At 48.5% G+C, this 23,733-nt stretch carries 22 protein-coding genes; 11 read left to right on the plus strand and 11 right to left on the minus strand.

Annotation, left to right across the window (positions count from 1 at the left end):
* Positions 1-207 precede the first annotated feature (207 nt).
* The 3 genes from EZMO1_RS01165 (at position 208) to EZMO1_RS01175 (ending at position 5,954) form a co-directional block, all read left to right on the plus strand.
* Positions 208-972, plus strand: a complete 765-nt coding sequence (locus tag EZMO1_RS01165) for a sulfite exporter TauE/SafE family protein (protein WP_034879181.1) — start codon at positions 208-210, stop codon at positions 970-972.
* Positions 973-1,047: 75 nt separating this feature from the next.
* The gene (gene sbcD / locus EZMO1_RS01170) at positions 1,048-2,286 is read left to right on the plus strand and encodes an exonuclease subunit SbcD (RefSeq protein WP_034879183.1); all 1,239 of its coding nucleotides are present in this window, start codon (positions 1,048-1,050) and stop codon (positions 2,284-2,286) included.
* The gene (locus EZMO1_RS01175; protein WP_034879184.1) at positions 2,283-5,954 is read left to right on the plus strand and encodes an SbcC/MukB-like Walker B domain-containing protein; all 3,672 of its coding nucleotides are present in this window, start codon (positions 2,283-2,285) and stop codon (positions 5,952-5,954) included. Before sbcD ends, EZMO1_RS01175 begins: the two co-directional genes overlap by 4 nt.
* 58 nt (positions 5,955-6,012) lie before the next feature.
* On the opposite strand, the gene EZMO1_RS01180 is transcribed toward EZMO1_RS01175, so the two are convergent.
* From EZMO1_RS01180 to EZMO1_RS27725, 3 genes are read right to left on the minus strand one after another with little or no spacing between them, the layout of a single operon-like run.
* Positions 6,013-7,224, minus strand: coding sequence for a glycosyltransferase family protein (locus EZMO1_RS01180; protein WP_034879186.1), 1,212 nt, complete (start codon positions 7,222-7,224; stop codon positions 6,013-6,015).
* A gap of 50 nt (positions 7,225-7,274) precedes the next feature.
* The gene (locus EZMO1_RS01185) at positions 7,275-8,084 is read right to left on the minus strand and encodes an HAD-IIB family hydrolase (RefSeq protein ID WP_034879187.1); all 810 of its coding nucleotides are present in this window, start codon (positions 8,082-8,084) and stop codon (positions 7,275-7,277) included.
* A complete protein-coding gene (locus EZMO1_RS27725; protein ID WP_275934925.1) occupies positions 8,077-8,211 on the minus strand; it encodes a hypothetical protein in 135 nt (44 codons plus the stop codon). Before EZMO1_RS27725 ends, EZMO1_RS01185 begins: the two co-directional genes overlap by 8 nt.
* Before the next feature lie 191 nt (positions 8,212-8,402).
* On the opposite strand from EZMO1_RS27725, the gene EZMO1_RS01190 reads away from it, so the two are divergent.
* Positions 8,403-10,130, plus strand: coding sequence for an alpha-amylase family glycosyl hydrolase (locus EZMO1_RS01190; protein WP_034879188.1), 1,728 nt, complete (start codon positions 8,403-8,405; stop codon positions 10,128-10,130).
* Here EZMO1_RS01190 and EZMO1_RS01195 read toward each other — a convergent pair.
* Positions 10,111-11,271 (minus strand): benzoate/H(+) symporter BenE family transporter, encoded by a 1,161-nt coding sequence (locus EZMO1_RS01195; protein ID WP_222842171.1) that lies wholly within the window; start codon positions 11,269-11,271, stop codon positions 10,111-10,113. The genes EZMO1_RS01190 and EZMO1_RS01195 overlap by 20 nt on opposite strands.
* A 143-nt stretch (positions 11,272-11,414) precedes the next feature.
* Between EZMO1_RS01195 and EZMO1_RS01200 the strand changes: the two genes are divergently transcribed.
* Together EZMO1_RS01200 and EZMO1_RS01205 are read left to right on the plus strand one after the other, a co-directional pair.
* Positions 11,415-12,017 (plus strand): helix-turn-helix domain-containing protein, encoded by a 603-nt coding sequence (locus tag EZMO1_RS01200; RefSeq protein WP_082212337.1) that lies wholly within the window; start codon positions 11,415-11,417, stop codon positions 12,015-12,017.
* Between the two features lie 59 nt (positions 12,018-12,076).
* Positions 12,077-12,562, plus strand: coding sequence for a DUF29 domain-containing protein (locus EZMO1_RS01205; RefSeq protein ID WP_034879190.1), 486 nt, complete (start codon positions 12,077-12,079; stop codon positions 12,560-12,562).
* Between the two features lie 7 nt (positions 12,563-12,569).
* Here EZMO1_RS01205 and EZMO1_RS01210 read toward each other — a convergent pair whose 3' ends face one another.
* The 6 genes from EZMO1_RS01210 to EZMO1_RS01230 all read right to left on the minus strand — a co-directional run bounded on the left by EZMO1_RS01210 (position 12,570) and on the right by EZMO1_RS01230 (position 18,154).
* A complete protein-coding gene (locus EZMO1_RS01210; RefSeq protein ID WP_034879191.1) occupies positions 12,570-13,133 on the minus strand; it encodes a hypothetical protein in 564 nt (187 codons plus the stop codon).
* Positions 13,133-13,465, minus strand: a complete 333-nt coding sequence (locus EZMO1_RS01215) for a hypothetical protein (RefSeq protein ID WP_145912429.1) — start codon at positions 13,463-13,465, stop codon at positions 13,133-13,135. The genes EZMO1_RS01210 and EZMO1_RS01215 overlap by 1 nt, the downstream gene beginning before the upstream one ends.
* 337 nt (positions 13,466-13,802) lie before the next feature.
* Positions 13,803-15,203, minus strand: coding sequence for an IS1380 family transposase (locus EZMO1_RS01220; RefSeq protein ID WP_034873155.1), 1,401 nt, complete (start codon positions 15,201-15,203; stop codon positions 13,803-13,805).
* 82 nt (positions 15,204-15,285) lie between these two features.
* Positions 15,286-15,444: a hypothetical protein gene (locus tag EZMO1_RS26440; protein WP_160174122.1), complete on the minus strand. Its 159-nt coding sequence runs from the start codon at positions 15,442-15,444 to the stop codon at positions 15,286-15,288.
* A gap of 3 nt (positions 15,445-15,447) precedes the next feature.
* Positions 15,448-15,924, minus strand: a complete 477-nt coding sequence (locus tag EZMO1_RS01225; protein WP_034879193.1) for a GNAT family N-acetyltransferase — start codon at positions 15,922-15,924, stop codon at positions 15,448-15,450.
* 178 nt (positions 15,925-16,102) lie between these two features.
* A complete protein-coding gene (locus tag EZMO1_RS01230) occupies positions 16,103-18,154 on the minus strand; it encodes a hypothetical protein (RefSeq protein WP_034879195.1) in 2,052 nt (683 codons plus the stop codon).
* Between the two features lie 51 nt (positions 18,155-18,205).
* On the opposite strand from EZMO1_RS01230, the gene EZMO1_RS01235 reads away from it, so the two are divergent.
* The 5 genes from EZMO1_RS01235 to EZMO1_RS01255 all read left to right on the plus strand — a co-directional run bounded on the left by EZMO1_RS01235 (position 18,206) and on the right by EZMO1_RS01255 (position 22,739).
* Positions 18,206-18,403 (plus strand): hypothetical protein, encoded by a 198-nt coding sequence (locus EZMO1_RS01235; RefSeq protein ID WP_034879196.1) that lies wholly within the window; start codon positions 18,206-18,208, stop codon positions 18,401-18,403.
* Positions 18,404-18,438: 35 nt separating this feature from the next.
* Positions 18,439-19,116, plus strand: coding sequence for a hypothetical protein (locus tag EZMO1_RS01240; RefSeq protein ID WP_034879197.1), 678 nt, complete (start codon positions 18,439-18,441; stop codon positions 19,114-19,116).
* Between the two features lie 292 nt (positions 19,117-19,408).
* Entirely contained in the window at positions 19,409-20,713 is a 1,305-nt protein-coding gene (locus EZMO1_RS01245) for a peptidoglycan DD-metalloendopeptidase family protein (RefSeq protein ID WP_034879198.1), read from the plus strand.
* 113 nt (positions 20,714-20,826) lie between these two features.
* The gene (locus EZMO1_RS01250; protein WP_061509245.1) at positions 20,827-21,261 is read left to right on the plus strand and encodes a MarR family winged helix-turn-helix transcriptional regulator; all 435 of its coding nucleotides are present in this window, start codon (positions 20,827-20,829) and stop codon (positions 21,259-21,261) included.
* Between the two features lie 83 nt (positions 21,262-21,344).
* Positions 21,345-22,739 carry an MATE family efflux transporter gene (locus EZMO1_RS01255; protein WP_034879201.1) on the plus strand — a complete coding sequence of 465 codons (1,395 nt, stop codon included), beginning with the start codon at positions 21,345-21,347 and terminating at the stop codon, positions 22,737-22,739.
* 57 nt (positions 22,740-22,796) lie between these two features.
* Here EZMO1_RS01255 and EZMO1_RS01260 read toward each other — a convergent pair whose 3' ends face one another.
* Entirely contained in the window at positions 22,797-23,702 is a 906-nt protein-coding gene (locus EZMO1_RS01260; RefSeq protein WP_034879202.1) for a helix-turn-helix transcriptional regulator, read from the minus strand.
* Positions 23,703-23,733: the final 31 nt, after the last annotated feature.

Genomic DNA, 23,733 nt, shown 5'->3' on the forward strand with positions numbered 1-23,733 from the left:
CAACACAGATCAATACTTACTGGCTAAGTTCCCGCTTTCTGGAAGGTATAGTTCACGCTGGAGCTTTAAGCCGCTTTTTGTGTCGGCTTTGCATCACTGCCTGTGAAAGCGCTACCATGACGAACCTGAGTGCAACACCAGACACTCCAGACAAGAGCCACCTGCAGTATCGGCCAATCAGAACCATGAAACGACAAAGGCCGAGCTATGCCTGAACTTTCTATTCCCGAGCTATCTATTCCCGAGCTATCCCCCCCCGAACTATGGTTAGTGTTTGCCTCGTTTTTTACCTCTTCTCTTACTGCGGTATTTGGCGTGGGTGGCGGCCTTATGCTGATCAGTCTGATGCCTGGCGCGATACCTGCAACCGCCATTATTCCTGTACACGGTATGGTACAGCTATCCAGTAACGCCAGTCGTGCACTGTTTGGGCGACAGTTTATTCGCTGGGATTACCTCAGCCGCTTTTTGCCCGGAGCCATTGTGGGCTCAGTGCTGGCTTCGCAATTTGTATTGAGCATTAATATGGATTACATCCCTCTGATACTGGGGCTGTTTATTCTTACTATTGTCTGGGCTCCCATTCCGCCGCTTCAGAAGCTTCCGGCCAGATTCTTTTCCTTTGGCATCATTCATTCCCTTATGAGTACACTGGGTGGTGCAGCCGGGCCACTGCTTGCCGCTTTTTTGTCCAGAGAAAGTTTCAAACGTGACACTCTGGTCGCCACCTTTGCGGCGTTTATGAGTACCTCTCATTTACTGAAAGTATCTGCCTTTACCGCCCTTGGCTTCGATTTCATGAAGTGGCTGCCTCTCATGCTGCTGATGAGCATCAGCGTTGTATTGGGTTCCTGGTTTGGCACACGAATAAGACCACACATTCCCGAGATTAACTTTAAAGTCATATTCCGCTGGATCGTCACTCTTCTGGCCTGCAGGATGGTGGCACTGACCCTGTTTGAAATCTTTTAATACCAGCCTGCCCAATCAGGATAAATCTGCTGTACTCTCTACCCTGTAATAACTGAACAGTACCAACAACAGACCATGCGCATTCTTCATACCTCCGACTGGCACCTGGGTCAGCACTTCATGGGCAAAAGCAGGGAAGCAGAACACGAAGCTTTTCTGAACTGGCTTTTGGCAACGGTTAATGATCAAGCCATTGATGCCGTGATCATTGCCGGCGATGTGTTTGATACCGGAACCCCGCCCAGCTATGCCCGCAGCCTGTACAACCAGTTTATTGTTAACTTGCAGCAAACCTGTTGCCAGCAGTTGATTATCGTTGGGGGGAACCATGATTCGGTATCGACCCTGAATGAATCCCGTGAATTACTGGCGCTGCTGAATACCACAGTGGTTGGAGGCGTGTCTGAAACACCTGACGACGAAGTTGTCCTGTTAAACAATGCCGATAATGAACCTTCCGTTGCCCTGTGCGCCATCCCCTTTATCCGCCCGCGCGATGTACTGGAGAGCCAGTCAGGAGACAGTGACCCGGACAAGAAGCAGGCTCTGCAAAACGCCATAGCCAGTCATTATCAAACCGCATTCAGCAAAGCAAAAGAACATAACCTGCCTGTTGTGGCTACCGGACACCTGACCACCGTCAATGGTCAACTATCAGAGTCTGTTCGTGAAATTTATATCGGCACCCTGCACGCCTTTCCTGCCAGTGGTTTCCCGCCCGCCGACTACATTGCACTGGGGCATCTGCATAAACCGCAAACCGTAGCCGGTCAGGATCATATTCGTTATTCCGGGTCACCCATCCCGCTGAGTTTTGATGAAACCGCCACCACTAAACAGGTCATTGTCGTCACCTTCACAGACAGCTCAAAACCTGAGATTACAGAGGTTCCGGTGCCTGCTTTTCGCACGTTGCTGAACATTAAAGGTTCTCTTCAGGAGATAGAGGATCAAATTAATCAAATCGATACGGACTCAGAACTCAATCTCTGGCTGGATATCGTCGTCGCCAGCGACGATTACCTGAGCGATATTCAGGGCCCTGTTCAGGATATGGTGACGGATCTTCCTGTAGAAGTGCTCAGAATCAGACGACAACGACAGGACTCTTCAGCCAGCCTGACAAGGGAAGCCAACGAAACACTGGAAGAGCTGGATGTATCGGAAGTATTCAGCAAAAGACTTATTGACGAACCTCTTAAAGACGACAAAGTACAGGCATTAACCAATGCCTTTCATGAAGTGCTTTCCGAAATACACGACGATGAACAAAGTCAGGATAAATCGAAAAGCAAACAGGAAGTTGTCCAATGAAAATTCTGAGTTTACGACTGAAGAACATTAATTCTCTGAAAGGGGAGTGGAAAATTGATTTCACAAACTCCGATTTCACCGACAATGGTCTGTTTGCCATCACCGGCCCAACCGGCGCAGGTAAAACCACGCTGCTGGATGCTATCTGCCTGGCCCTGTATCACCAGACACCCCGGCTGAATACCATTTCCCAGAACAGTAATGAACTCATGACCCGCCATACCGCAGAGTCACTGGCAGAAGTAGAGTTTGAAGTGAAAGGTGAGGGTTATCGGGCATTCTGGTCCCAGCGCCGCGCGCGGGGTAAAGCCGAAGGCAAACTGCAAAGCCCGCAGGTCGAGCTGGCAAAGCTGGATGGCACCATCATCACCAACAAAATCAACGACAAGTTGAACAGGGTCAGCACAATTACCGGTCTGGACTTTGCCCGTTTTACCAAATCGATGATGCTGGCACAGGGCGGCTTCGCTGCGTTTCTCGAAGCCTCGGCCAATGATCGGGCAGAACTGCTGGAAGAACTGACCGGCACTGAAATCTATGGTGAAATTTCCCGGAGGGTGTTTGAGCGAATGCGTCAGGAAAAGCAGACCCTTGAACTGTTAGAAGCAGAGTCCAAAGGCGTTCAGTTGCTCGATGACGATGTGATTGAACAGCTCAGGAAAGAGCAGGGCACTTTATCCGAACAGGCCAGCGAAACCGAAAAACAGCAAAAAGTGCTCAAGGAACAGTTTGAATGGCTGCAACAGGTCAACAAACTGACCTCTGATCTCGAACAAGCCAAGCAACTCAAACAAAATGCAGTAGACAGTAAAGCGGCTCAGGCCGATCAGCTTGAACGGCTTGACCATTCGCTACCGGCTCTGGACATAAAACCCGCTTTCGATCAGCTACAGTCCATTCAAACCAGTGTTAAGCAGACTGAAGAAAAATATCAGCAACTTCAGGACATCATAAAGCAAGCAAACGACAAGCTTATAACGATTCGCTCAGAAGCCAGCTCTGCGCAGGAGAATCTTGAAAAGGTTAAGCTGCAAAAAAACGAAACGGAAACCCTGATCAATGAACAGGTTGTTCCCCTTGATCAACAGATTCAACGTCTTCAGGAAGAAATAACTTCAGACAGTCAGCAGGAAACTGCACTGGGCAAAGAGCAGTCAGAGCAACATCAGACCATTGATTCACTGCAACTACAACGACAGACATCTATACAAAAACTGTCTTCCACCACCCAATACCTGAACAACAACCCACAACACCAGCACCTTGCCGGAAAAATCCCACTCTGGCGCGCCCAGTTTGATCGTCGGCAGGCACTCAGCCAGCAACAACAGCAGCTTCAAACCGACCTCAACCAACAGAGCAAAACCCTGACTGACTTGCAGCAGGTGATTCAGCAAAGCCAGAGCATGGTGCAAAAGAGCCTGCACGACAGTGAACAGGCGACTGTCGCATTGCAGGAGGCAATGAATAAGAAAACTGAACTGCTGAATCATAACGATGAACAACAACTGTTGGAGCAGGAAGAACGTTTCGATGCTATGGCTCCACTGTATCTCGACATAAAAAATACAGAACAGCTTTATCGTGAAACGTCTCAGACATTACTGACTGAAGAGGCGTTTTTAACCAAGAATCAGCAGGCGCTTGAACCGCTCAACGAACAGTTAGAGGCTAATCGGAATCAATACCGACAGGAAAAGCAGCACCTGAAAGATCTGGAAACCCTGCTGTTGCAGGAACAAAAGATTGCCAGCCTGACAGAACATAGAAACCGCCTAAAAAAAGACGAAGCCTGTCCTTTGTGTGGATCAACGGATCATCCAACCATCGACGAATACAAACAGATAGATAGCAACACGACCCAACAAAGGGTCGATGAAAAGCAACAACTGCTTAACCAGATGGAAAAAACCGGTACTGAGCAGAAAACACGACAAACAGAACTGCAAACACTTTGCCAGACCAGCAGCAAACGCATTGATGAACTCAAACAACAGCAGAAGACATGCCTGACAGGATGGGAAGAAATTTGTGCATCATTAGGTGAACAGCTCAATATCCAGCAAACAGAGGGCATTGCCAACTGGCTGCAAGCTGCCAGAGAAAACGGCAGCAGACTCAAAACCCAAACCCGACAACTGAAACACCTTAACGACCACCTTGCTCAGCTTGAAAAAACACTGGCCGAACAGCACCGACAAAGTACCAAACTTCAACACGATCTGGAGTTACAATGCCAGAAGCAGGAGCAATTGCAGCAGTCACTGACTCTTCGAAAACAGGAAGAGATCAACCTGCAAAATGAACTGAATGAGTTGGAACAGCAGATTGCCGAATCGTTGAGTGGTTTATCGAACGAGCCATTGCCGGAACTGAGCGAGCAGGCCCATTGGCTTACTCGTCAGGAGAACCTGAACACTCAATGGCTGAAGATGCAGGAAGAAACGGAAGCTCTGCAGCAATCGCTACAAGCATTAGACAACGACCTGTCCCTGAACGAACAGAAAAAGAATTACCTCCAGCAACAACTGGACGAACTGAAACAACGTCTGACACAACGTACCGAACAGCAAGAAGAACTTAAAAACCAACGATTCATGCTGCTGGGTGATCTTAGTGTTAACGATGAACGACAACGTCTGCAAACATCTGTCGCAGAAGCCGAGCAGACATTAAAACAGGCTGACACCAACCACCAGCAGGCACAGAAAGTCGTCAGTGAGCAGTCCGGTTTCTTACAGCAGCAGGAGCAGGCATTGCAGAAACTGCACACTGAACAGGAGCAAGCCAACAGCCATTGGGAGTCACAACTGCAGGGCAGCCCTTTTGCCGACACCGAGGCATTCCAACAGGCCATTTTACCGGCTGAACAACGTGAAACCCTGCAACAGCTAAAACAAACACTTCAGGATGACATCACCCGCACTGAAGAACGGGAACAACTCATCAGACAGCAACTCACCGGGTTACAGTCTACCCCTCTTACCGAAGAAACCGTTGAAGCATTGCAGGAGAAAATTAACCATACAGACAACGAACAACGACTGGTTAACCAACGTCAGGGAGAAATCAGACAGGCACTGACCGATGACCAGAACAAACGTCAGCAGCAGTCTGAACTGTTTGACCGGATCTCAGCCCGGAAAAAGCAATTTGATATCTGGGATCACCTCAATACCCTGATTGGTTCTGCCAAAGGCGACAAGTTCCGCAAGTTTGCCCAGGGGTTGACGCTGGATCATCTGATTTATCTTGCCAATCAACAGTTACAAAGACTTCATGGTCGCTATCAGCTGAACCGGAAAAAGTCGGAAGAACTCAGTCTGGAAATTCTCGATGACTGGCAGGCGGGTGTGCAGAGGGATATTAAAACCCTGTCCGGCGGGGAAAGCTTTCTCGTCAGCCTTGCTCTGGCGCTTGCACTGTCGGATCTCGTCAGTCACAAGACCAGCATCGACTCCCTGTTCCTTGATGAAGGCTTCGGCACACTCGATCAGGAAACCCTGGAAATTGCCCTGAACGCCCTCGACAGTTTGAATGCCAGTGGCAAGATGGTGGGTGTGATTTCTCATGTTGAATCATTGAAAGAACGCATACCCATGCAGATTCATGTGAGCAAAAAAGCCGGGCTGGGTTACAGCACTCTGGATGAAGTCTTTGCTGTCTGATAAGCAGTGTTGAGTCATTATGGTGCTGAAGCTCGTTCAGCACCTTTTTGGCTTTTTTTCACTGATTATCCTGCTCAACCGCTTCGTATAGCATTCCCAAAATATCAGGAACCGCTGACATCACACGATTCCAGCTGGGGATAAAGGGTCGCTCCATCGGGTTTTCCAGAAAGTACTGTCCGGCTTCCATGATATTGCTGGCAAACAGTTCAACTGCCCGTTCTTCACTGTCCCGATCCACGTAAAGACCATTCATGACCGCATCGTCGTAATAAGATTCAATAAAATCCAGCGCAACCCGGTAATAGGTTGCTTTAATGGTGCGGAATGTTTCTGTATTGAATTGCACGCCGTTGGTCGCCAGTTTTCTGAACACTGCCTTGATAATGTCGTGGCTCATCTTCGAAAGACCGGCACCAATATCCTGCTCAGACAATGGCTGATGCTTGTGGTCATAGTTATCGGCAATATCGACCTGACATAAACGTTTGCTGGAATAGTTCCGTTTTACTTCTGACAAGACGCCAATTTCCAGACCCCAGTCGCTGGGAATGCGAATATCATTAAACACACTCGTACGCATGGAAAACTCACCCGCCAGCGGATAGCGGAAACTGTCCAGATATTCGAGATACTCCATTGGCCCCAGAATTTTTTTAAGAGCCCGCAGCAATGGTGTTACCAGCAAACGACTGACTCTGCCGTTTAATTTGTTATCAGAAACCCGTGGGTAATACCCCTTGCAGAAATCATAACTGAAGGATGGGTTAGCCACCGGGTACAAAAGCTTTGCCAGCAGATCACGTTTGTAGGTCAAAATATCACAGTCGTGTAATGCCACAGCTTCAGCCTTGGCAGAAGCCAGTACATAGCCATAACAGTACCAGACATTTCGCCCCTTTCCGGGCTCTCTCGGTGCCAGACCGTTGCTGTCCAGCATACGATCCAGTTCCCTCAACGCAGGTCCATCCTGCCAGAGAATCCGGTGATGCTGATTGAGCTGTGCAAAAAAGTCACGGGCATAGCGGAACTGGTTACGGTCAGCCCGATCCAGCCCTATAACAATCTCTGAAAGGTAACGAACCTGACTCAGCTCTTTCACAATATTGCCAAGCGCTGGCCCTTCCAGCTCGGAAAACAGTGACGGTAATACCAGCGACATGGGGCGCTGTCTGGCAAATGCCATCAGCTCCTGCTCCATGTCCTCCGTCGTATGAGTACGCAGGTTATGAAAGTTAGTAATGATTCCATTCTGGTAAAAGTCGCCCATGCTTATCCCTTTATAGCTACTCTGAAAGGCAGCTTGTTTTATTATTGTTATCAATTGGTCAGAAGTCGGGTAATGGCTTCATTCCATCCCCTTGGGCCGGTTCCTGTCGTATAAAAAATTGATGAAAGATGACTGGTATCGGGTACCGAATGATGTTCCGCACGCACCAGCACCGGATAATCCACCACTTCAAGCATTGGCAGATCATTCAAACCATCACCAAGGCCGATGGAAACCCAGCTGTAATCCGGATCACAGGCTCTGAAACGCTCCAATAGTTTTCTGGCCGCCATGCCTTTGTTGCCATTGCCTGAAACATGATAAAACCGCCCGCCCCGGGTCAGATTCAGCCCTTCTTTTTGCAATAAATACTTAAACTGCACCAGGGCCGCATCGGAATCCCGCCATATCAACGGTTCACTGGCTTTACGGTCACAGGCATAAGCCGCTTCAAAGGGCAGTAATCCTGTTAGCTCAGCCACTGTCGATTTGTCGCAATCACCAAAACCTGTAAATTCAAAGCCATACTCAAGCCTTAATTTATTCAGTAACCTGCGAATACCTTTGTAGGGCAGCCCATGTACCAGATGAGTGTCTTTTTCTATGTCTGGAAAATAGCCCGCCGGAATACTGGTGACCATTCCATTCTCACTGATGAATGGATGTCGTATACCTGTCGTTTCCTGTATTTCACGAACTTCTCGGAGCGTTTTACTGGTATTAAAAATCACTGGAATGTTCTGTTTTTCAAGCAGCTGCAAAGCATTCATCGCATCGTCCCAGCGATAACTGTCGTGATCCAGCAATGTGCCGTCCAGATCAGAAAATACAATCAGCTTTCGGTTACTCTGGCTACTCACAAAACCTCCAGCCTTTCCAGTCAACGTCTCTCTCTATTTTCACTGCAAAGTTTCTGCTAGAATGGTCAATATCAGTACGATCGTTTAATTTTTTAGAACATCCAACATCATTAGCATCAATCTCCATAGACTCTCTCCTCAGCATAAAAATATCCGGTAATAAACGGTTACTAAATTTAAGAATTGTAAAAACCGCTTTCACGCCATCATTACATACCCAATAAGCTCATATCGTTAATAAAGCATGACCTGTGCCAACCAATGTCAGATGGCATAACTTCTGCTTTCAGAATAAGAACCCAGAGAAGGAAAAGAGACATGCAAAGCTATCCGGATGCATTTAAGGATTTTCATGCAGCCATCGTGAACTGTCTGCAGCTGCCCTATGGAGAACAGGCAGAAGACCTTGCCAGTATGGTTGTCAGGCGGGTAGAACACTTTCTTTACCAGCACAAGACGACAGAGCAGTATGACTGGTCGGAACAGGATATTTTTCTTATCAGTTATGGCAACAGCCTGATCGACAGACAGAGAACGCCACCGCTTCAGCTATTGAAACAGTTTCTTCAGGATCATACCGAAGGGGTGTTTAACACACTGCACATCCTGCCGTATTTCCCCTTCAGTTCTGATGACGGTTTTTCTGTGATCGACTTTATGGAGGTCAACCCGGAGCTTGGCACCTGGGAAGATATTCAGTCACTGTCAAACGACTTTCGTCTTATGACTGATCTGGTTATCAACCATGTATCAAGAGAAAGTCTCTGGTTTGCCGACTATCTCAGCGGCATACAGCCGGGCCGGGACTACTTTATAGAAGTCGATCCGACCACAGATTTAAGCGACGTTACCCGCCCCAGAAACTCACCACTGCTTGTTTCTGTCACTACCCGCCGGGGTATTCGCCATATCTGGGGAACATTCAGTGAAGACCAGCTTGATCTGAATTTCCGCAACCCGGAAGTGCTGATCAAAATGGTGGATATTTTCTTGTTCTATCTATCCAAAGGCACGTCTGTTATCCGCCTTGATGCTATTGCCTATCTATGGAAAACCATTGGCACCAGCTGCATTCATCGCCCTGAAACCCACGCCATTGTGAAGTTGCTCAGGCTGATCATGAACAAGGTCCGTCCGGGTGGATTACTGCTTACGGAAACCAATGTTCCCAACGAAGAAAATCTGAGCTACTTCGGCACAGGCGATGAAGCTCATATTGTCTACCAGTTCGCGTTGCCGCCTTTGCTTTTGCATGCACTAAATCGGGGCACAGAGAAATATCTGGTGCACTGGGCAAAATCACTGCCCGATTATAAGGCGGGTTGCACCGTCCTCAATTTCACAGCCTCACACGATGGCATTGGACTAAGAGCCCTGGAAGGCATCGTCCCGGACAATGAAACCCAGGAGCTGGTTGACAGCATGCATCGCTTTGGCGGATTCATCAGTGTCCGCACACTCGACGACCAGACAGAAAAACCCTATGAAATTAACATTTCACTGTTCGATGCACTGAAAGGTACACGACGGGGTGAAGACCAATGGCAGATTCAGCGATTCCTGTGTTCACAGATTATTATGCTGGGGATGAGAGGCATTCCCGCCGTTTATATTCATAGCCTGCTGGCAACACCCAATGACCTTGCCGGGGTAGAACGTACGGGTCGTACACGCTCCATCAACCGGCGTAAATGGTTTATCGAAGAGTTACTGCCAGAACTGGATCACGATCCTATGTCTGTGCAATCAAACGTTTTCCATGCATTGATCGGCATTCTTAACCGTCGCAAGCAAGAACCCTGCTTTCATCCTGATAACACGCAAACTGTCGTAGAAATGGGAACCGGCCTGTTTGCCTTCAGGCGCACAGATCAGCATTCTTTTCGCTCGGTACTGGCCATTCACAATCTTACGGCCGTCTTTCAAAAAATTGAGCTACCTGCAGAAGACCAAAAGAGCGTTGATCTTCTTACAGGTTCAACATTCGAAGACCTGACACTTAAACCTTACCAGTGCGTATGGCTGGTTAATGCTTCTTCTTATTGAGATAAAACAAACCTCCGACAACCAGCCCCCAGAGGGTTGAACCGATACCAAACAATGTGACACCCGACACCGTCACAAGAAAGGTAATCAGTGCAGCTTCATGGTAACGGGCATCATTGAAAGCATTTTGCAGGCACATCAACAGGGTACCCAATACCGCAAATCCAGCCATCATTTGCCCGATGGCTTCGGGCAGTGCAAGAAACAAAGTAACGACTGCTGTCGCCCACACGCCCGCCAGAAGATAAAACAGACCAGCCCAGATGGTAGAGCGATATCTCAGTGATGGATCAGCATCAACGTCTTCATTCATACAGGCTGCCGCCGAAATAGCGGCCAGATTCACGCTGAACCCGCCAATGGGAGCCAGCATTGCATTGGTGACCCCGGAGCCAATCAATATCTGCGGCAATGGCAGCGAATAATTGTAAGACCTTAGCATCGCCATACCCGGCAGGTTCTGTGACAACATAGTGACCAGATAAAGGGGAATGCTTATGTTGATGAAGCCGGATAATGTAAACTCCGGATAAACCAAAACCGGTGTCGCCAGTGTCAGTTTCAGGCTTTTTGCTGCAAAGACTCCATCCCACAGGGCGATACCCAATCCGGCTAACAGCAGCAAGATCATCACGTATTTTGGCAACCATCGTTTAGCCAGTAGAAAGGCTGCAAGCATAACCACAAAAATACGAAAGTCAGACTCTGCCGGTAAAAAGGCATTCATACAAAAAGGCAGGACAATAGCTGCCAGCATTGCGGTCGCCATCGGCTGAGGAATCGACTGAATCATTCTTGAAACAGGTTTGAAGCATCCGGTCAGTGCGATCATCAGCCCTGTCATAACAAATGCTCCGATAGAAACAGTAAGGTCGTACTGATCCACTACGCCTATTAACATGGCAGCGCCCGGCGTAGACCAGGCCATCAGTACCGGAATCTTGTATCGCAGTGAAAAACCAATGGAAGTAACGCCCATGGCAATGCCTAACGCCAGTAACCAGCTGGTGATTTGTTCCGTTGTGGCACCCGCAGCCATGGCTGCCTGAATAATAATAATGACTGAGCCGGTATAACCGATGACAACCGCTGTCAGACCCGCAGACGCATAACGTATATTTAGAATTTTGCTCGCGTGCACCACTTCACCCACATAAACCTGACGATTATTCTGTTATTCTTGAATGTGCGCTATGACGCACAAGGCACAGATTAGCACCGTGCGCTATTGCGCACAAAGCATTTATACTTTGATCTGTGATGCAAAATCCATGAGCAGAACCCATGCACCATAACGACTTCCGATCTCAAATTGCCAACCATCTAAAAGCCATCAGAAAAGACAAAGGCTGGAGTCTCGACAAAACAGCAGAAGCGACAGCTGTGTCCAAAGCGATGCTTGGGCAAATTGAACGACAAGAGTCCAGCCCGACCATTGCCACACTCTGGAAAATTGCCAGCGGTCTTGAAACCTCTTTCTCTGCTTTCTTTGCAACCAGAGAGTCTCTCAGAAGAAGTGAAACAACCTTTCCCGATGATTTGTCCATGCAGGTCAAAACACTTTTTCCCTATAGCAATGACACTCATATGGAGATGTTTGAAATCACTCTGACAAAGTTTCACCACCAGCTCTCATCACCCCATGCCATCGGGGTAATAGAACACTGTTGTGTAATCGAAGGAACCATTGAGCTGCAAGTTGGAAATGCGGTTCATCGTCTGGAAAAAGGCGACAGTTTCAAATTTCATGCTGATCAGGAACACAGTTATAAGGCCGTCACTGAAACAGCCGTTTTTCACAACATCGTCTGTTATCCGTCAATGGCCGAGTTCACCACCCCGAACCCACGGGTAAAGCCGTTGGCAAAGGCATCTGCGCCTGCGTAGTTCATTTTTGATTCCTTTCATTAATGTGTCTAAAGTAGAGAGCGAACGGAGGGATTTGTATGAAAAATCTGTATCACACTGACTTCCATCAGTGGGCAAAACAACAAAAAGAGTACCTGACCAAACGCCAGTTTGACCGGCTCGACCTTGATAACCTGATCGGAGAAGTAGACGATATGGGCCGAAGCGAGCGCAACACCCTCGAATCCCATCTGGTCATACTGGTGCTGCACCTGCTCAAATACCAATACCAAACCTACGTCATCAACCCCAACCTCTACGAACCCAAAGAGTTCCGAAGCTGGTACGACAGCATTTCACAGGCACGATTGGCGATTAGCCGGTTAATCCGTAAAAACCCGTCCCTCAAGCATGAAAAAGACGATGCCCTGCTGGACTGCTACCCCGATGCCAAACACGCCGCCATACGGGAAATGAACCAATACCTGCGGGAAAACCATCAGCTCGACCACACCGCCTACCCGGACACCTGCCCGTGGACATTCGAGCAAATCACCAGCGAAAACTGGCTGCCCGACCAGTAGGGCAGTCTCACATCCCCATCGCAATAGAACCAATGATTCCTATACCCGTTCCCAGCGCACTGTAACCGGCTGCCTGCTGCTGCGCCGCCTGCTGAATGGCCGCCTGGTTGCGCTGGCCTTCCAGCCCCGCCGCCGTATTCATGCCCGACAGCCCCGCACCCTGCGCCCCCCGGCCAAGGTTCATCAGGTTGGTTCCCAGCTTATCCAGACGGGCATCTGTGGCTTCCCGTGCCATGTTCGCCGCTACAATCTGCGCCCCGTTGCGGTTCATGTGCTGCATCTGGTCATAAGCGGCTTTCTGCTGCGGGGTAAGGCTTGCGCCAAAGCCTGCCAGTGACCTTTCTACCGTGCCATTGCCGGAATCAAACACTTTCCCTGCGGTCTGTTTCGCCGCTTCTGCCTCGGCGGTAATCTGCCCTTTGTTTTCCGCATAGTTCAACAGTTCACGCTCAACAGGCAGGAACCGGGCCACGTAATCGTCGTCCAGTTGTTGCGCAAGGGCGGCCTGCTTCCTTGATACGGTATGATCCTGAATCACTTTGGTTGATCCACCACCACCTCCAAAGCACATTAGGTCGTTCCCCCTGTCGTTGAACCTTTCCCTTTGCCAAGCCAGCCGTACTCATTGGCAGCCCAGCCTGCGCCTGCTCCGGCAATGGTTCCGTACATGCCATATTTAGCCTGATTGACGTAACTTTGCGCATTCTGTTCAGCGATTACCGAAGCCACTTCACGGCTGGCAGCCGCTCCGGTTTGCCCCACGGCATCACCCGCCTGCTTCCTGCCCAGCCCCACCATCTGCAACATGCGGTTGCTGTAGTCGTCTTCGGCTACCTGCGAACCCATTGCCGCCGCTATTCCTGTCGCCTTGTTGCCTGCGTTCACCTCCTCTGCCCGTTGCAACTTGCCGGCCCCTACAGGCGGTATCGACGGGGTGGCGGTTTGCAGTTTCGCGCCTGCGGCAATGTCGTTGGTGTAGGTCTGTTTTTTCTGCGCCGAGTTCGCCTGTTGCGCCCTAGCCCGGATATTTCATAAACAAGCAGCAACTACCATCCCATCCTCTTAATTTTGGACTTTTCCGCAAGCCTGTTGCTCTGTTAACCATGTGAAAGACATTGCAGCCCATACTTGCTTACAGATTAGACGCTAATCAACGAATCCTGCTATTTCAGGATAACGGAAAGCCCCAAAGCTCTTTCATCTGGTTGCTATGTACCTTGATTGAGTATTATGAAAGTTGCTACCCCGGTCGAAGTATCGGCATCTGGTAAAAGACTTCTGTCACATGCTGCAAAAGCCTCTTGAATGGGCAGCTACGTGGCAGATGAAGTTTAATTCGGTCTTTATATTCAACCACTTTGACTGCAACTTTACAGAGCTTCATGATCACCGTTGATGGCTGCGCTTTTTCCAGCTCCGTACCTTTCAAAGTCTTGGTTCTTAACTCATAGTGCAAAACATAAGCGGCACAGGCATAAAACATTCTCAAATGGTTAGCCAAAAAGCCCTGATCGGACAATCTGTCGCCGGACAGATCACTTTTCAGATGTTTGATGAAGTTCTCATCCTGTCCTCTTGGACAGTAAAGCTCTTCATAAATTACCTCTGGAGAAGCTTCCTTCATCGACGTCACAATGAAACGAGGGTTGTCGCCTTTTTGGTTGACCTCCGCCTTGTAAATTATCCGGGTATCGAGACCTTTCCAGCTCTTGGCCTGGTATTCTGCTTCCCCGTAAAGTCTGAGCCGATCAGGTTCTGGCATGTTGTTCAGTCTTGCCAGCTCAGTCTTGACCTTCAGAGCTTGACGCGCTTCATCCAACAACTCTTTGGCTTTTGGCCGCAAAGCCGTTTTGTGGCCTGCACCTTTGCCCAGGACATAATCCGAATGAGGGGCATTCTGAACCACCCACATTAACTCTGGTTGAGCGAAGTGGCTGTCTCCCCGAACCAGTAGATGGGTTTTCGGCCACTTTTTCCGAAGCAGCCGAATGACCCGTTCGAGAATGGCTGCATTTTCCTTGCCCGTTGGGGTTTTCCCCGGACGAAGAATCGCCGTAATCAGCTTGCCGCTGAGTCCCTCAAAAATCATCAGGGGCAAGTAGCAGTAGTCCTGATATTTGGCATTAAACAGGTTCATCTGCTGGCCACCATGAGTAATGGCCGGTGTATGATCAAGATCGATAACGATCACCGGGGGTGGCAGCTTGTAACTGCTGATAAAGTGATGCACAAATGCTTCAGCCATCCTGTAAATGTCGGAGCGGGTCATAGATTGTCCCAGCCGGGTAAAAGTGGGCGCTGATGCGAGATGGTTATCGCTGTCCAACGGATTGCGACCAGTGGCCAGTTTGAACATAGGGTCTTTACGCAAACGGTTACTGTCGTTGGCATCTTCATAGCCGCAGGCCATTTGCAGAACCCGCTGAACCAGAAGTTCTTTCAGGGAGTGGTCGATATAGGATTGATGGCGTCTGTCATTGATGGCATCAGTCATTTTGCAGATAAGACCGCTCTGCAGAATGGTTTCCCGTAGCAGCAGAGTGCCAAAGTCAGAAGATAACTCCCCACCATTGAAGTCTGCCCGGATGGTTTTTCCATTTGAGGGATGAAAACGAAGCTGTTCTTGTGTAGATTTGGGCATGGCAAGTTCCGGTTTGCTTCTTCCGAAGCTTTCTTTTGGTCGACCCAATTATATCAAGTGATTGGGCGGAACTTGCCTCCTTTTATGAAATATTCGGGCTAGCTATCTTCTCGTTTTCAAAGGGTTTATAGAGTTCTTCATACTCTTTCAGTCGTTTTTCGCTCAGTTCAACCAGCTTTTTTTCATAAGGGGTTGGTTCCTGAACCACTACTTTATCATCGCCACCGCCACCTCCACACATAACTCACCCTCCTTCTGTTTCCAGCACCTTGCGGGTCAGTTGCCCCCAAGGCTCAAAACCCATCGCTTTCAACTTATCCGCATTGCGCCGGTCTGAGTCCTCATCGGCGAAGGCCACGCAGAAATGCACCACACTGGCCTCGTTGTCTTTAGCCCACCCAATATACGTATCCAGCAACCGCCGCCCCAGCCCCTTACCCTGATAATCCGGCAACACAAACCAGCCCAGATCAAAGGCAAATACCCGATCATGGAACAGCGACTCCTGAAGCTGACCCGACACAAACCCCACAGGCATTTCCCCGTTAAACGCAATCCAAAGTCCGTAAGCCGGATGTTTGGTCATCTTCTCCAGCATGGTTTCAATGCGCCCTTGATCTAAAGGGAATGACCGACTGATTTTGTTTTGGTTAAGGTACAGGTTCAGTGCCTGCCGGATCATCGGGGTGATGGTGTGGATGCGTTTTATTTCTATGGCCAATGTTTTCTCCAGACATAAAAAAACCCGCATAAAGCGGGTTGGGTGGGTAGTGGTACGTTGTCAAAAACTGTAATCCAGCCCGAGTGACTGCTCCTCGCTAAACCCCGCACAATCACTCTCCTTGTCATTATGTGTTGTCTATCCAACTTATCGAAAAGTGATCAATGGAAGCAAATTTTTATTCACCCACCGCTAACCAGTTCACCAGAATCTGTTCATTGGTCGGGTTGATTAACTGTGCGCCCTGATCGTATTCGATGGTATCAAGGTAGAATGCGTTTTGTGGCGTAGTCGAAACCGGAGCCGGACGACGATAGGTGTACTGCACAGAAACATTCGAGATTTGCATCTCTATAAAGTTGTAAGAAGTCTTATAATCCATTCCCACCGAGAACCGACAATAGGAGTCGTGGTATTGCGCTTCACTGGTATGCCGACCCTCCATTGCATGACTGTTATCGCTATGAAAGTTATAGGTTGATGTGCCAGGTCTTTCCATTGAACCAAACCAGTCATTACTGCCACTGCGCTGCCCGATCAGTTTATAGTCATACTGCCAGCGTGACTTAACGACTCCCCAGCCACCACCCAATGTTGGTTCACCCAGATAGACTGTTACCGAATTGTCCACGCCTGACACATCACCGTCAGCAATGACATAACTGCTGCCATAGACCGTTCTGGTCGTGTACTCATATTGAGTACCCGTTGTGAATGTCCCTCCGGCATCAGCCGCCACATACCGGACTTTAATATCATAATCACCCGTAGACGCTAAGGTATAATCGACAACGCCTAACTTTTCACTGAGCGAATCCAGATGAACCACCACCGTCTTGCCCAAAAGCCACGTTGAGGTTCCATAAACTCTGTACCATAACTGCACAGTGACATTGCGCTTATAATAATTACCTGCTGCTCCCGTGGATCGAATGGACTTATTGCGGGTATTCACTCGCAATTTTTTCAGACTGGTTCGACGGGATATAATCGTTTCATAAACGTCACCAGAGCCTAAGTAGGTTCTGTCCGGGTAAACCTGTGTCGAATTACCCTCCGTCAATTCCAGTTGAGCCGTAGGCACAAATCGCCAGCCACCCGTTTCTCCGGGGTTGGGTTCCACATTAGAATGAGACAACCGCCACTGCTGCCCCTGACTGGGGTAGTTCGGGTTATAGGTAGGAATAATAAACGGAGCTAAATAAATAGTGGGTTGCGCTTTAAAATACGCCGGAACCGTCACCAACTGCCCGGCCGGTGCAACACCCCGTTCAATCCGTCTGACTTCCTTATATTGCACATGCTTCGACCCGTCCCACACATACGAAGCTATGCGCCCCTGATTCAGAATCAGATAATCATTGCTGCCTACTCCACCCTTGCCCGTTACCACAATCTGACCCGAACCATCAGTGCGGGTATCCATCGTGACAGAACCCTGCCCCACTGACAGGGCAACGGTATTCGACAGTTCGCCGCTTTTCAGTTGCGAGATCGCCAGATTACCCTGAATGGCAACATCGGCTCTCAATGCCACCACCCAGTCGGGATTATCATCAGTACCGAGATTGTGGTAGCCGAACGGGTTCTTATTGCCCCCCGGCGTTTTGATATACATATCCTCGCTCACAATATCGAGAATATTATCCACCGTGGATTTAGGGCTACCCGTTGTGCCTGAAGGTGAATCATAGGAGCCGTAAATCACATGACTGCCAATGGTCTTAACAATCCGAATCCAGTAGTAATACGTCTGCCCGTTCTCCACATTCACATCGGAATAACGCAAGGCCGAAGTCGTACCAATCAACACCGAATCGTTCCGGTCAGAAGTGGTCGAACGCCACACCTCATAATGGTGCGGAAAACTCATTTCGGGCGGCAACCACTCTATGTCCATTGCCCCGATCAGGCTGGACACCACCACGCTGTTCACTTTACCAGGCGGCGTTAAATCAAAACTCGCTGAACCACTGGACTGATAATACCCTCCACCAATGGGGCCATTGGTAAAATCGTACTCCACGCCCCCCGGAGGCTGCATCGGGATTAAAAAGCCACCGTCTACAAGGTCATTAAACTTCACATAAGAATTGGCAATACTGCCAATCTGCCCCATCCCCTGCCGTGTCGCCTCAGTAATCTGCTGCATCCACTGTTGCAGCGTATCGGCATCCTCAACACCCAATGGCGGATCAATAATACCCGGCTGCTTGTCGCTCTCGCTCATTTAGTCACCTATACTGTTCGACCTTCACTGACCAACAAAAAAAGGCATCTCATGTCCCTTGAGGCTCGCATCGAACAACTTGAATCCGAATTGTTTCAGGTTCGCAAAATGCTTCATCACAAGGATGAGGATCAGCATGAAATTTGGAACAATATGCAGGAAGAAATCCACAAAAAAGTGGGTGAAACCTATTTTGTAATCATTCCAAAACCATCCGGACTTGTCGGCAGGAACCTCAAGACAATATGATGGATAGACAATAATAAAAATCCGGAAATGATTCTGTGAAAAAGTCGGTAGCCCTTCTGATTGTCATGTTTGGACTGTTCGCCAGCTCTAAAATCTTTGCAAACAACTGGCTGGAAATGCCACTTAGCAAACCGGGTCAATGGGAGCAATTAAGCTTCAGGGAAATACCTGCGAACGAGGTTGCCTTTATTGACGGAACCATGATTATTGACGTAAACCAGTCATCCAGCCCCGTTATTTATCCTCTTGACCAACCCGTTAACATTGACGAAATCACTCTGAATCTGGAAGTAGATGGCCGTTTAAATCTTGGTGAACAACAACAGGGCGAAACAGGAGCAGATGACTTCGTTTTTCGTCTGGGGGTTGTCTATTCGGGTCAGCAGCAATTAACCGGATTCCAGAAAATCATGGCACCGGACTGGGTTAAACGGCTTTATCAGCTGGCACCAGACGCCACCGGCGTCGAACGCATACATTTCTTCAATGTTTATTCCGATGACCGTCTGGCGAATGGCTTACGCACTCACCCATTGTCAGAGCTTATTACAGAACAGTTTCTGTTCAAACGCAGCTTTCAACCACACGTTCTCCGCTTTAAACCCAGAGACAATAAAAAAGTTATTGCACTGTGGATAAGCTCTGACGGCGATGACACGGATTCCAGCTACCGGGTTACACTCAAAGACCTGATACTGACTGCCAGGGAATAAACGACAGTAATTACTCAAAACCAGCACTTCCGGTTGCCAGAGCATAAGCGTTATATTATAACAAATGGCATGCTCTTCATTGTCATTGAGTGTCTGTAAGTAAGTACTACCAACTCTATGACAATGACCGTTTCAGGCCGCGTAAAATCATTCATGAAGTGATACACTCTCGGTCAGTTAACTGGCAATAACGGTCAGTTGTACGCAAATAATACGAGTAAACACCGCTTGGCGACCAACCTCTGTATTTAGTTTTATTGGATATTTCCCCAGGGCTTAAGAGCAACAACGAATGGCATCGATAAAGTATTTCTGTCTAAAGAACCGTAAACCGGTTGTGTTAACGGCTTTACTGGCTTCCACAACAGCAATGCTCTGGCCATCGGGCGATTCTGACTTATACCGTGAAATTCGAATACCACTAGCAGCAACATCCGACACTGAACAGCCCACAGCCGGACCCGTTGGAACCGTTCAGGAAGAACAAATTCAAAGAATTGGTTACACCATAGAAGCAAACGACACTCTGGGATCCATCTTCGCCAAACTCCAGCTGCCCCAGGCAACAATGTACAAGCTGCTCGAAGCTGACCTCGATTTCCTTCAACTCGATAACTTAAAACCAGGCCAGCAGCTGCTGTTTATCAGAGAGGGTGAAAATCAGCTGGTGACCCGGATGCAAGTGGTCATCGACAGTATTAATACGTTGGAATTTACCCGGGATGGTGATGACTATATCGGTGAAATGCACGCTCATGTTACCAACATTATTGAAAGACAAGTTGATGGTGTTATCAACAACAGTCTTTACCGCAGCGCATCAAATGCAGGGCTAAGCCCGGCAGAAATTGACAGAATCTCCCGACTGTTTGAAGACAAAATCAATTTTGCCAGAGACCTCCGTGCAGGTGATACTTTCCAGATGCTTTATGACGATATCTATGTGGGAGATACTCATACCGGCCGGTCAACCCTGAAAGCCGTCATCTTTGTCAACCGCGGCAAGCGTCTTGCCGCCTTTTTGCACGACGACGGTCAGTACTACGATGAAACCGGGCAAAGTCTGAACCGCGCCTTCCTGCGCCGCCCTGTCCCTGAAAAATATCGTATCAGTTCCCACTTTAACCCCCGCCGTCTGCACCCCATTACCAAACGTATTTCACCGCACAATGGTACTGATTTTGCGACCCCAACCGGCACCAGGGCACAAGCCATCAGCGATGGTGTTGTTACCCGTGTTGGTAACCACCCGGCAGCCGGTTTGCACATCACCATTCAGCACACAGAAACCTACAGCACCCGTTATCTGCATCTGAGTAAAATTCTGGTGAAGCAGGGGCAGCGGGTAGAAATCGGTGATGTTGTCGCTTTCACAGGTAATACCGGGCGCAGTACCGGCCCTCATCTGCATTTTGAGCTGCACGCCAACAGCAAACCGGTTAACTATATGACCTACTCTTTGCCGGAAGGCAGACAGCTTAACCCTTCTCAAATGGTGGCATTCCAGCAACTGGTGAACCAATACCTGGCCAAGCTGGATACAGGCGACGAAAGCCAACTGGTTGCCAAGGCTACTGGCAAACCGGAAAAAGTCTGAAGCTCTTCTAACACGATCAACCATGCTGACAGAATAAACGTTCTGTCAGCATGGTCCCTCTCTGAAAAATTACTCTCTTGAAAATTAGTTAGCCTTACTAATAAAATACCCATATGAAAGTTGAACAATCTTTTATGGTTATTGAGCGCTATGTCAGTCGCTGCTGGCGAGAACAGCCAGAGTCTGGTAACTGCAGCCTGACCTACACAGAATACGACTATCTGGAGACACTGGAAGAATCCGGAACCATGCGTCTTTCTGAACTGGCCGAACTCATGCATGTCAGCAAACCTACTGCCAGCAACATGGTGGCAAGACTGAAGCGTAAAAAGCTGGTTAAACGACAGCCTTGTCCTGAAGATGGAAGAGCTATTCAGGTTGCTCTAAGCCAGAAGGGGCAGGAACTGTTAGACAATGATCGTCTGTTTTATGACAAGCTTATTGCAAATTTGCTAAACGATTTTACAGCAAAAGATAAGAAGCAACTTGAACAGCTGTTAACCAAAGTTGCTGTCAAAGCAGCACAAACTAAAGCCGACAAACGATAACAATTTACAGACTGCTGCCGATGGATAAGCAGATTATTTTCGTCACTTTTTAGTTAGTACTTCTAACATTTATTGAGAAAAACATGTCCACTTCAAAGGAACAAAAAAAATTACCCAGCATTAACCGACAGTTCTGGAACTATGTTCTGCCAACTGTGGGAGCCATGCTGGTCAGCGGCCTGTATCAGGTGATTGATGGCGTTTTTATTGGCCGTTACATCGGTGCAGAAGGACTTGCAGGGATTAACCTCTCATGGCCGGTCATTGGAACACTCTATGGTCTGGGGATGATGGTTGGCGTCGGCTCCGGTGCGATCAGTTCCATGGCAAGGGGGGAGAAAAAACTTCTTCGGGCACGTCGGGCACTGGGTAACGGCCTTACCCTGCTCATACTGTTCGGCTTACTGGGATCACTCCTTCTGTCTCTGACCGGACAATGGTTGCTGCAACTGCAGGACGCCAGCGGCCCTGCTTTTGAGCATGCCAGCAATTATTTATGGGTTCTCTTATTTGGTACACCATTGGCCATGGGTAGTATGGCTTTGCCGTTTATGGTGCGGAATGACGACGCCCCGACTATTGCCACCTGGCTGATTGTTGTCGGAGCCATTGCCAACATCATTCTGAACGCCATTTTTATCATCTATCTGGAGATGGGACTAACAGGCGCAGCACTGGGTACCACACTATCCCAGCTTCTGGTGGTGATTTTTGGTGTGATGTATTTCTTCTCTGCCAGAGCGAATACACGCCTGACACTTAAAGATATGCTGCCAGAATATCAGCTGTCACTGCACACTTGTTCAATCGGTTTGTCCAGCCTGCTGATGTACTCTTATTTCAGCTTCATCACTGCCATTCATAACTACCTGTTTATGAAATACAGTGACGCTGTCAATGTCGGTGCGTTTGCCGTTATTGGCTACATTGCCACGCTTTACTACATGTTTGCCGAAGGTGTTGCAGCCGGTGCACAACCACTGATCAGTTATAACTACGGTGCCGGACGTTACGCCCGAATGAAGCAGTTCGTCAACCGGATGCTTTGGGTTGCCATTGGCTCAGGTATACTGTCAGTCATTGTCGTTAATATCTTTGCAGACCCGATTATCAGAGTCTTTAACACCGAAGACCCGGTATTCTTCGATGCTGCCAAGTTGGGTTTGCGTTTGCATCTGGCAGGCATGTTCCTGGATGGCCTGATTTTCAGTGCGGGCGTATTTTTCCAATCACTGGGGCTGGGACGCAAGGCAACCTTTGTGACCATGGCCAATATGCTGATCCAGTTGCCATTCCTGCTGGTGCTGCCAATGTTTCTGGACATCAAAGGCATCTGGCTGGCAGTACCGCTGTCGAACATTGCATTGTCGCTGATTGTTCTGGTAATGATGGGAGCGGAATGGAAAAAGCTTGGGCTATCCAGGCACTCAAAAACCATTAACCTCAGCTCCAGCAATCAACAACACCACACAGCCTGAATCGAAGCCCGGAATGTTCCGGGCTTTTTTTCATCATTTGTCCCGTCCTAAAATAAGTTATCTCATAGCAATGCGTATCGTTAAGTCGGTGATATCATCCAACCACTCCTTCTGATAATGAAAGAGCTCTATAACATAGCCTTCAGGATCAGGCTCGATGTCTAGAGACATGGCCTTTTCATATAAAACATCCCAGAGGGCAAAATAACCCACCATGCTGTTAAGCCGAACCCGGCAACACAAGTAATCACCTGCCGGTATCATAAAGTTTGACTGCGTTTCACAGTTTACTTTTTTGCCTGCCAGATAAGTCTGTTGTTTTTCAGGCTTATTGATATCGCTCACCCGTATCAAGCCGTAAATATCAGAACCGGACTCGTAACCATGGTCAACCACGTTCTCCCAGTCGCCACTATCAGGATAATGTTTTACCTGAAGACTAATAGCAGAGGAGTGCTGAACATGGAACTCGATATCTCTGGCTATACTTTGCTCCAGAACCGGTTGTGAATTGGCCTCAGGCTGCCCAAGTTTCAGAAGAAAAGGTTCAACAGCATCCCACCCACTTTCAATAAACTGACGACGAAGGCATTTTGCCGAGATATCCAACTCTCTTCTTAGTGCTTTAGCCATAGACTGTGAAGAAGAAAAGCCGCAACGGTGGGCAACCTCTGTCACCGACTGATCAATATTATTCACCAGGTAGTAAAGAGCAGTCTGTAAACGCAGTCGTCGCAGATACTGACCGGGAGGCTCATGGAAAACAGTCCGGAACATACGGTGGAAGTGGTAGGGTGAAATTGCAGAGTGATGGGCAACTTCTTCCCATGACGGTGCAGGCTGCCGGTCAATAGTATTATTGAGGTAATCGATGGCACGCCTGAAACGCCCCTGCCAGAGAGGCGATAAAGACGACAAGAGATGTTCTTCAGGTATCAGATTGAAAGACTGACGATTATTCATTATTAAAAGATCAGGACTCCGGAACCTGAAT

This window comes from Endozoicomonas montiporae CL-33, from assembly GCF_001583435.1.
Taxonomy (GTDB): domain Bacteria; phylum Pseudomonadota; class Gammaproteobacteria; order Pseudomonadales; family Endozoicomonadaceae; genus Endozoicomonas_A; species Endozoicomonas_A montiporae.

Excerpts from the sequence above, each read along its gene's own strand:
- EZMO1_RS01165 (WP_034879181.1), top strand. The coding sequence starts at position 208 with ATGCCTGAACTTTCTATTCCCGAGCTATCTATTCCCGAGCTATCCCCC.
- sbcD (WP_034879183.1), top strand. The coding sequence starts at position 1,048 with ATGCGCATTCTTCATACCTCCGACTGGCACCTGGGTCAGCACTTCATG.
- EZMO1_RS01175 (WP_034879184.1), top strand. The coding sequence starts at position 2,283 with ATGAAAATTCTGAGTTTACGACTGAAGAACATTAATTCTCTGAAAGGG.
- EZMO1_RS01180 (WP_034879186.1), bottom strand. The coding sequence starts at position 7,224 with ATGGGCGACTTTTACCAGAATGGAATCATTACTAACTTTCATAACCTG.
- EZMO1_RS27725 (WP_275934925.1), bottom strand. The coding sequence starts at position 8,211 with ATGGAGATTGATGCTAATGATGTTGGATGTTCTAAAAAATTAAACGAT.
- EZMO1_RS01190 (WP_034879188.1), top strand. The coding sequence starts at position 8,403 with ATGCAAAGCTATCCGGATGCATTTAAGGATTTTCATGCAGCCATCGTG.
- EZMO1_RS01200 (WP_082212337.1), top strand. The coding sequence starts at position 11,415 with ATGCACCATAACGACTTCCGATCTCAAATTGCCAACCATCTAAAAGCC.
- EZMO1_RS01205 (WP_034879190.1), top strand. The coding sequence starts at position 12,077 with ATGAAAAATCTGTATCACACTGACTTCCATCAGTGGGCAAAACAACAA.
- EZMO1_RS01210 (WP_034879191.1), bottom strand. The coding sequence starts at position 13,133 with ATGTGCTTTGGAGGTGGTGGTGGATCAACCAAAGTGATTCAGGATCAT.
- EZMO1_RS01220 (WP_034873155.1), bottom strand. The coding sequence starts at position 15,203 with ATGCCCAAATCTACACAAGAACAGCTTCGTTTTCATCCCTCAAATGGA.
- EZMO1_RS26440 (WP_160174122.1), bottom strand. The coding sequence starts at position 15,444 with ATGTGTGGAGGTGGCGGTGGCGATGATAAAGTAGTGGTTCAGGAACCA.
- EZMO1_RS01230 (WP_034879195.1), bottom strand. The coding sequence starts at position 18,154 with ATGAGCGAGAGCGACAAGCAGCCGGGTATTATTGATCCGCCATTGGGT.
- EZMO1_RS01235 (WP_034879196.1), top strand. The coding sequence starts at position 18,206 with ATGTCCCTTGAGGCTCGCATCGAACAACTTGAATCCGAATTGTTTCAG.
- EZMO1_RS01245 (WP_034879198.1), top strand. The coding sequence starts at position 19,409 with ATGGCATCGATAAAGTATTTCTGTCTAAAGAACCGTAAACCGGTTGTG.
- EZMO1_RS01250 (WP_061509245.1), top strand. The coding sequence starts at position 20,827 with ATGAAAGTTGAACAATCTTTTATGGTTATTGAGCGCTATGTCAGTCGC.
- EZMO1_RS01255 (WP_034879201.1), top strand. The coding sequence starts at position 21,345 with ATGTCCACTTCAAAGGAACAAAAAAAATTACCCAGCATTAACCGACAG.
- EZMO1_RS01260 (WP_034879202.1), bottom strand. The coding sequence starts at position 23,702 with ATGAATAATCGTCAGTCTTTCAATCTGATACCTGAAGAACATCTCTTG.